This is a genomic window from Corynebacterium sp. HMSC063A05 (genome assembly GCF_001809695.1).
GTDB classification, from domain to species: domain Bacteria; phylum Actinomycetota; class Actinomycetes; order Mycobacteriales; family Mycobacteriaceae; genus Corynebacterium; species Corynebacterium amycolatum.
This window is the reverse complement of the sequence record NZ_KV798501.1, coordinates 1-272: the sequence shown is the minus strand read 5'-3', so window position 1 is coordinate 272 and position 272 is coordinate 1. Positions and strand designations below refer to the sequence as shown.

The 272-nt window shown below is 51.8% G+C and carries 1 pseudogene; it reads left to right on the top strand.

The window, feature by feature from the left end:
* Positions 1–229: pseudogene (locus HMPREF2651_RS05780) on the top strand (IS256 family transposase); the annotation flags it as partial.
* Between the last annotated feature and the right edge of the window lie 43 nt (positions 230–272).

The window sequence follows — 272 nt, the reverse complement described above, 5'->3', positions numbered from 1 at the left end:
CACAGTGATGGATTGGTGGCTGTATCTACATACAGAAGTCCCTGACGATCCGGTCAAGATCGCCAGGGACCAACGATGGGGTCAAGACGCACTTTCCACAGCAACAGACCTGATCACCCACAACACCACAGCCACTACCAATGACATCGGTGCACCAGCAGAATACGACACCGCCATCGACACCAGCTACCAACACAACCTCGGCATCCAAAAAGGCTGGATCAAATAACCGCAACACGCCCGGAAAAGACACACTTTTCTTTACTTAACCC